The organism is Clostridium chromiireducens, from assembly GCF_002029255.1.
Classification (GTDB): Bacteria; Bacillota; Clostridia; order Clostridiales; family Clostridiaceae; genus Clostridium; species Clostridium chromiireducens.
In genome coordinates this window covers 38964-45408 of record NZ_MZGT01000044.1, presented here as the reverse complement: position 1 = coordinate 45408, position 6445 = coordinate 38964, and the positions used below count along the sequence as shown (strand labels likewise).

Here is a 6445-nt window from a genome sequence, read left to right as displayed (position 1 = left end):
ATATATAGGTATTAAAATAGAAACCTATGTAAAAAGTTAACTATATAAAAAGATAAATATGTAAATATTTATAGTTATTATGCGGGTTACAGACATGTAATATAAGCATAATACTAAAGGTAAATTGCAAACTATTAACTGAATTAAGGAAGGATGATAAATATGGACGGAATATGGATAGAGGTTAGTGTAATAACAAAGAGTGAGGCTTTAGAGCCTATATCAGGAATATTTTATGGATTAAATTGTCCTAATGTTGCAATTGAAGATCCTGAGGATTTGCTTTCAAGAGATCAAGGACCATTAACTTGGGATTTTGCAGATATAAATATCTTAGAACATAAAGGAAATGCAGCTGTAGTTAAAGCTTATTTTTCTCAAGATGATAAGGTTGAAGAGATTGTTGAATATGTTAAGGAAAAACTTTCAGAAATTAAAGAGTTTGGAATAGATATTGGTGAAGGTACAGTTGAAGCTAAAAAGATGCACGAAGAGGACTGGGCTAATAATTGGAAGCAATATTATAAACCAGTTAAAATAACAGATAAGATTGTTGTTAAACCAATTTGGGAAGACTATGAAAAAAATGATGAGGAACTAATTATAGAGTTGGATCCAGGAATGGCATTTGGAACTGGAACTCATGAAACTACAAGAATGTGTATTCAAGCTTTAGATAAGTATGTAAAGCCTGATACAACAGTGTTTGACGTAGGATGTGGGTCGGGAATACTTGCGATAGCAGCAGCGAAGCTTGGAGCCAAACATGTCGTTGGTGTTGACCTAGATCCTGTTGCTGTTGATTCTTCTAAAGAAAATATAGGCTTTAATAATTTGAATAATATTGAAGTATTAGAAGGAAATCTTTTAGATGTAGTTGATGGAAAAGCTGATATTGTAGTAGCTAATATAATAGCAGAAATTATTTGTATATTAACAGAAGATGTAAAGAAAGCATTAAATGAAGGCGGTTTATTTATTACATCAGGCATAATTCATGATAGAGTGGATATGGTTAAAGAAAAATTTGCAGAGTGCGGTTTTGAAGTTATTGAAATAAACAAAGATGGAGAATGGAACTGCATAGTGGCTAAGGCTATTAGTTAGGAGTTTGTATGCATAAGTTTTTTATTGAGCCTCAAAATGTTACGGAAACTGAAGGAAAGATACTTGGAGATGATGTAAAACATATTTACAAAGTTTTAAGATTATCTGAAGGAGAAGAAGTAGTAATAAATAATTGTGAAGGTAAGGAATACTTAGGAGAAATAAAAACTATAACTAAGAGTGAAGTTATAGTTAACATAATTAAAAAATTAGATATAGATAATGAAAGTAAAGTTAAAGTACATCTTTACCAGGGATTACCTAAAGGTCAAAAGATGGATTTAATAGTTCAAAAGGGAACAGAGCTTGGCGTAATTGAATTTATACCTACAATCACTGCAAGAGTAGATGTAAAACTTAAGGGTGAGTTTAAAAAGCTTGATAGATTAAATAGGATTGCACTAGAAGCTTGCAAACAATCAAAAAGAAGTATTATTCCACAAGTTAAAGAAGTAATTGAGTTTGATGAAGCTTTGACTCAATTAAAGAATATGGATTTAATTATAGTACCATATGAAAATGCTGATAACTTTGGAATAAAAACTCTATTTAAGCAGCTTGATAAAGAAAATATAGATTCAAATAATATAATAAATGTTGGAATAATTATAGGACCAGAAGGCGGATTTGAAGAGTCTGAAATTAACGCTCTAAGAGAACAAGGAGCTCATATTGTTACTCTTGGAAGTAGAATATTACGTACAGAAACAGCTGGATTTACGGCTACATCGTTAATTCAGTATGAATTAGGAGATTTAGGAGGAAGACTATTATAATGGGAGAAAACCAAAAAAAAATAGTTAGAGTTAATAATAAGTCTGAACTAAAAAAAATACCCAATAAACAATTTAAAAAAAGTTCAGAAGGAAAAAGTCTTGTAGCTTTTGCAACATTAGGATGTAGAGTAAATCATTACGAGACAGAAGCAATGGCTGAAAAATTCATAAGAGAAGGATATGAAGTTACGGATTTTGAAAACTTTGCAGATGTTTATGTTATAAATACATGTTCAGTAACCAATATGAGTGATAAGAAATCAAGGCAAATAATAAGCAAGGCGAGAAGAAGAAATGAAAATGCAATAATTGCAGCGGTTGGATGCTATTCGCAAGTTTCACCAGAGGAAGTTTCTAAAATAGAAGGCGTAGATGTAGTTCTTGGAACTAGAAATAAAGGTGATATTGTTTATTATGTGAATAAGGCTAAGGATGAACAAAAACCTCAGTTAATGGTTGGAGAAGTTCTAAAGAATAAACAGTTTGAAGAGCTAAATATAGAAGAGTACCAAGATAAAACAAGAGCGTTCTTGAAGATACAGGATGGTTGCAATAGATTTTGTGCATATTGTTTGATACCTTATACTAGAGGAACAACTTGCTCAAAAGATCCTCAAAAAGTACTAGAGGAAATAAAGAAGTTAAGTGAGCATGGATTTAAGGAAATAATATTATCAGGAATACATACAGCATCCTATGGAGTTGACTTAGATGGAAATGTAACTTTAATAACTTTATTAGAAGAAATAGAGAAGATGGGTGGTATAGAAAGAGTAAGAATAGGATCAATTGAGCCAAGTTTCTTTACTGATGAAGTCATAGAAAAAATGAAGAACATGAAAAAACTATGCCCACAGTTCCATTTATCACTTCAAAGCGGCTGCGATTCAACTTTAAAAAGAATGAATAGAAGATATACCGCTAAAGAATATGAGGATGCAGTTAATAGAATAAGAGAAAATCTTAAAGATGCTTCAATAACTACCGATGTAATTGTAGGTTTCCCAGGTGAAACTGATGAAGAATTTAATGAAACTTATGAATACTTAAAGAGAATTAAGTTAACTAAAACACATGTATTCAAATTTAGTCCAAGAAAAGGGACGAAAGCAGCGGATATGCCTAATCAAATAGATGGAACTATAAAAGATAAGAGAAGTAAGGCTTTAATTGAACTAAATGCAAAGAATGAAGGGGATTTTAGCGAATCTTTAGTTGGAAGAGAGTTAGATGTATTAGTTGAGCAAGAAGTTCCGAATAAATTAGGTGTATTTGAAGGGTATACAAGAAATTATGTGAAAGTTGAAATTCAGTCGGGTAATGAACATATGATAGGTAAGATAATTCCATGTAAAATTGAGGAAGCAAATGGGGATTATGTTGTTGGAAAAATTATATAATTTTGGTATAATGTAAGTTAAGAAAATAAATTGAGATTTACGTATAAGATTGAAATTATTATAGAGAAATGTAAAATGCCCACAGGGAAAGTTCTGCTAACCAAATGCAAGAATTCAAAAGGAAGTTAAATCGCATGTGCGATTTGACTAAGTTCGAATAACGAAATGTAAGATTTGGATTTTTTCAAAGGAAACTCGACTCACGTTCGTTCGCTGAGTGCTCACAGAGTAAGCGACCATCATAAAATCATAGATTTGAGATGTCTGCTTAAGTTCGAATAACGAAATGTAAAAAAGCAAAAGGAAGTTAAATCACTTGTGCGATTTAACTAAGTTCGGGAAACCAAATATAAAATTTGGACTTTTTCAAAGGAAACTCGACTCGCGTTCGCTCGCTGAGTAAGTTCGACTAACCAAATATAAAATTTGGAGTCTCACTTAAAGGAGGTGAATTTATGGATGATTGTATATTTTGCAAGATTGTAAAGGGGGAAATCCCTAGTAAAAAAATATATGAAGATGATAAAGTGTATGCTTTCTATGATATAAATCCGGAAGCTCCAGTTCATTTTTTGGTAATACCAAAAGATCATATTGCAAGTGCAAATGATTTGAATGATAATAATGCTGATATTGTTTCACACATATTTAAGATTATTAATAAATTAGCAGTGGAACTTAATATATCTGATAAGGGATATAGGATTGTAAATAACTGTGGAGAAGATGGCGGACAGACGGTAAAACATATTCATTTTCATGTGCTCGGGGGAAGATGTTTACATTGGCCACCAGGCTAAGAAATTAGAGGAAAAATGGGGTAAAAAACATGGAGATTTTTTCTTAATTTCTTGACATTGTTTATTTGAATATTGTATAATATAGCATGTGTTATTAAGCCCATAGCTGAGTTAATTTAAGCTAGCGGAGGGAGGGATAGTAAATGTCAGAAATTAAAGTTGGAGAAAATGAAACACTTGAAAGTGCGTTAAAAAGATTTAAGAGAAAATGTGCTAGAGCTGGGGTTCTTTCAGAAGTTAGGAAGAGAGAACATTACGAAAAGCCAAGCGTTAAGAAAAAGAAAAAATCAGAAGCTGCAAGAAAGAGAAAGTTTAAATAGTGATATTTTCTTTTGAAAGAAGGTACAATTATGCCAACAATTAAAGATAAATTACAAGATGATTGGAAAGCTGCTTTAAAGACAAAAGATAAATTCACAGCTAACGTAATTAGTACGGCTAAGTCTGCTATATTATTTGTTGAAAAAACTGATAATAGAAAGCTTGAAGATGACGAAGTTATAAGTATATTAGCTAAAGAAATCAAGCAAAGAAGAGAAGCTGTGCTTGAATTTGAAAAAGGAAATAGACAAGATTTAGTAGATCAGCATAAAGCTGAAATAGAAATTTTGTTAAGATACCTTCCTCAGCAGTTAGGTGAAGAAGAGATAAAACAAATAGTAAAAGAATCAGCTGAAGAAGTGGGTGCAAATAGCATTAAGGATATGGGAAAAGTTATGTCAGCCGTTAAACCTAAAGTAGTAGGAAAAGCTGATGGTAAACTTGTAAGTCAAATTGTTAAAGAATATTTAAATAATAAATAATAAAAGAACTCAAGAAAGCCTTGAGTTCTTTTATTATTTATTTTTATATGCCTTAAAATTATTATAAATTTAAGAAAAGAATTTGTGTATTAAATTTCCAAAACCATCATAAATTACAATGAAGAAGTTTATGTAGGAGGAAATTATGGAGGATAAAATTCAAAAGGGAAAAGAGAAAATTCTAAATAAATTAGATTTTCCAAGTGATATTTCATTAGACTTACCCAAGATAATAGTTGTAGGAAATAGAGAAATAACAATTGAGAATCATAGAGGCATTATGTTTTTTGAAACTAATATGGTTAAGATAAATTCCAGAATTGGTGGGATTATAATACATGGGGAAGAGTTTGAAATACTTTTTATTGCTGAGACAAGCATTACTATAAGTGGAATCTTTAAAGGTATTTCATATGAGAGGTAAAAGAGATGTTCGATAGTTTAAAATCAGGACAAATAACCATAGAAGTTAATGCTTTAATGCCAGAAAAAATATTAAACATACTTTGGAATAATGAAATTTATACATGTAATATTATCCGCGTTAATTTAACCACGCTTAGATTTACGATATATTATAAAGATTATAAAGAAACTGAAATGTTAATTAAAAAACATAAGGGAAAAGTAAGAATTGTTAGGAAGAAAGGATTAGTAGTTCTGCTATCTAAAATGAAAAGTAGGATTTCATTACTGGTAGGGGTAATACTATTTTTTGTAGTTATATATGGACTTTCAAATTATATATGGGCTATAGATATACAAACCCAAAGAAATCTAAGCCCTTTTGAAATTAGACAACAGCTTACATCAATTGGAATTAAACCTGGCATAGACAAATCTCAAATAAATGTATATGATTTGGAAAAGAAGATGGAAAATTTAAATGATCAAATAATGTGGATTAGAATTAGGGTTGAAGGATCAACTTTAAAATTAGTAATAAAAGAAAAGGTAAATCCACCCTCAACAGAAAAAACATTATTTAATCAAGTTATTGCTAAAATGGATGGAGAAGTAAAAAGAATATACACTAATTCAGGAAATCCGGCAGTAGTACCAGGTGACATAGTAAAAAAAGGTGATAATTTAATCCTTCCTATTCAAGGAAGAGAAGGATTCCAAATAGAAGTAAAGCCAAGTGGTACGGTTATAGCTAACACTTTTTATGAAAAGTTTATGGAAGTTCAGATAAGTGGAGATAAACTAGAAAGAACAGGAGAAAAAAGCAGCGATATTTACTTGAGTTTTTACGGAAAAAAAATTTACTTAAAAAAGGCTATAAATGAATTTACTAATTATGATAAAATAGAAGAAGATGGTGGATTTTTTAATAAGGTAACATATTTTGAGAAGAAAGGAAAACCAGTAAACTTAGATAAGGATATTACAGTAAAAGAATCAACTCAAAAATTAGAAGATTCACTAAAAAAGACACTTAGTAATGACGCTAAAATTATAGATAAAAAGGTTACAGTAGATGATATTGGTAATGGAAAGATATTGGTTAAGGCGATATTTACAGTAGAACAAGATATAGCAAGGAACATATCATAAGA

At 30.5% G+C, this 6445-nt stretch carries 8 protein-coding genes; all 8 read left to right on the top strand.

All coding sequences use genetic code 11. The features are described from left to right. The first annotated feature begins 162 nt into the window (after positions 1 to 162). The 8 genes from prmA (at position 163) to yqfD (ending at position 6443) form a co-directional block, all read left to right on the top strand. The gene (gene prmA, locus CLCHR_RS15875; RefSeq protein WP_079440813.1) at positions 163 to 1107 is read left to right on the top strand and encodes a 50S ribosomal protein L11 methyltransferase; all 945 of its coding nucleotides are present in this window, start codon (positions 163 to 165) and stop codon (positions 1105 to 1107) included. An 8-nt stretch (positions 1108 to 1115) separates the two neighbouring features. After that, positions 1116 to 1883 carry a 16S rRNA (uracil(1498)-N(3))-methyltransferase gene (locus CLCHR_RS15870; RefSeq protein WP_079440812.1) on the top strand — a complete coding sequence of 256 codons (768 nt, stop codon included), beginning with the start codon at positions 1116 to 1118 and terminating at the stop codon, positions 1881 to 1883. After that, positions 1883 to 3283 carry a tRNA (N(6)-L-threonylcarbamoyladenosine(37)-C(2))-methylthiotransferase MtaB gene (mtaB, locus tag CLCHR_RS15865; protein ID WP_079440811.1) on the top strand — a complete coding sequence of 467 codons (1401 nt, stop codon included), beginning with the start codon at positions 1883 to 1885 and terminating at the stop codon, positions 3281 to 3283. Before CLCHR_RS15870 ends, mtaB begins: the two co-directional genes overlap by 1 nt. Positions 3284 to 3738: 455 nt before the next feature. Beyond that, positions 3739 to 4083, top strand: coding sequence for a histidine triad nucleotide-binding protein (locus CLCHR_RS15860; protein ID WP_079440810.1), 345 nt, complete (start codon positions 3739 to 3741; stop codon positions 4081 to 4083). 143 nt (positions 4084 to 4226) lie between these two features. Next, positions 4227 to 4403 (top strand): 30S ribosomal protein S21, encoded by a 177-nt coding sequence (gene rpsU, locus CLCHR_RS15855; RefSeq protein WP_079440809.1) that lies wholly within the window; start codon positions 4227 to 4229, stop codon positions 4401 to 4403. A 30-nt stretch (positions 4404 to 4433) separates the two neighbouring features. Next, a complete protein-coding gene (locus CLCHR_RS15850) occupies positions 4434 to 4886 on the top strand; it encodes a GatB/YqeY domain-containing protein (RefSeq protein WP_079440808.1) in 453 nt (150 codons plus the stop codon). Positions 4887 to 5031: 145 nt separating this feature from the next. Next, positions 5032 to 5310 (top strand): sporulation protein YqfC, encoded by a 279-nt coding sequence (gene yqfC, locus CLCHR_RS15845; protein WP_079440807.1) that lies wholly within the window; start codon positions 5032 to 5034, stop codon positions 5308 to 5310. Between the two features lie 5 nt (positions 5311 to 5315). Then, on the top strand, positions 5316 to 6443 hold the full coding sequence (gene yqfD / locus CLCHR_RS15840; RefSeq protein WP_079440806.1) for a sporulation protein YqfD: 1128 nt from the start codon (positions 5316 to 5318) through the stop codon (positions 6441 to 6443). Positions 6444 to 6445 lie beyond the last annotated feature (2 nt).

What these genes read in the sequence shown, in the direction of transcription:
- prmA (WP_079440813.1), top strand. Translation starts at nt 163, where the DNA reads ATGGACGGAATATGGATAGAGGTTAGTGTAATAACAAAGAGTGAGGCT.
- CLCHR_RS15870 (WP_079440812.1), top strand. Translation starts at nt 1,116, where the DNA reads ATGCATAAGTTTTTTATTGAGCCTCAAAATGTTACGGAAACTGAAGGA.
- mtaB (WP_079440811.1), top strand. Translation starts at nt 1,883, where the DNA reads ATGGGAGAAAACCAAAAAAAAATAGTTAGAGTTAATAATAAGTCTGAA.
- CLCHR_RS15860 (WP_079440810.1), top strand. Translation starts at nt 3,739, where the DNA reads ATGGATGATTGTATATTTTGCAAGATTGTAAAGGGGGAAATCCCTAGT.
- rpsU (WP_079440809.1), top strand. Translation starts at nt 4,227, where the DNA reads ATGTCAGAAATTAAAGTTGGAGAAAATGAAACACTTGAAAGTGCGTTA.
- CLCHR_RS15850 (WP_079440808.1), top strand. Translation starts at nt 4,434, where the DNA reads ATGCCAACAATTAAAGATAAATTACAAGATGATTGGAAAGCTGCTTTA.
- yqfC (WP_079440807.1), top strand. Translation starts at nt 5,032, where the DNA reads ATGGAGGATAAAATTCAAAAGGGAAAAGAGAAAATTCTAAATAAATTA.
- yqfD (WP_079440806.1), top strand. Translation starts at nt 5,316, where the DNA reads ATGTTCGATAGTTTAAAATCAGGACAAATAACCATAGAAGTTAATGCT.